Below are 607 nucleotides of genomic sequence, written 5' to 3'. Positions count from 1 at the left end.
CGGCCCTCCCGTCCGCAGGCCTCGCAGCCAATCCGCACATCGTCGAACGGGTAGGTCGCGAGGGTGAGAGCGCCGCGGTTTATGCGCGCGTCACCTCCCGCAGCCAGATCGCAAGCCGGGACCAGCGCCGGCGCGACACCGCGCCACGCACCGCGATCGCGATCGCGCGGCGCTGGCCGACCAGCACCACGAGCCGCTTGCCGCGCGTCACCCCGGTGTAGAGCAGGTTCCGCTGCAGCATCGGGTAGTGCTGCGTCACCACCGGGATCACCACCGCCGGGTACTCCGAGCCCTGGCTCTTGTGGATCGTGGTCGCGAAGGCTGGCACCAGCGAGTCGAGCTCGCCGAAGCCGTAGTTCACCTCGCGATCGTCGAACCGTACCACCACCTCGCCCAGCTCCTCGTCGATCGCGACCACGCGGCCGAGATCGCCGTTGTAGACCTCCTTCTCGTAGTCGTTGTCGATCTGCATCACCTTGTCGCCGGGAGCGAAGCGCCAGCCGAAGCGCTCCACCTTCTGCGCCGGCTCCGGGTTCAACGCCTCCTGCAGCGCCAGATTGAGCGCCCGCGCGCCGGCTCCGCCGCGGTTCATCGGACAGAGCACCTG

The 607-nt window shown here is 69.4% G+C and carries 1 protein-coding gene; it reads right to left on the bottom strand.

Annotated features, from left to right (window positions below):
* Positions 1-79: 79 nt before the first annotated feature.
* On the bottom strand, positions 80-607 hold a 528-nt coding region (locus ACTIFS_RS21730; RefSeq protein ID WP_439576209.1), incomplete at its 5' end, for an ATP-dependent DNA helicase.

The sequence above is a fragment of the Phreatobacter sp. genome, from assembly GCF_051860605.1.
GTDB lineage: Bacteria > Pseudomonadota > Alphaproteobacteria > Rhizobiales > Phreatobacteraceae > Phreatobacter.
This window is presented reverse-complemented; position numbering and strand designations above follow the sequence as displayed.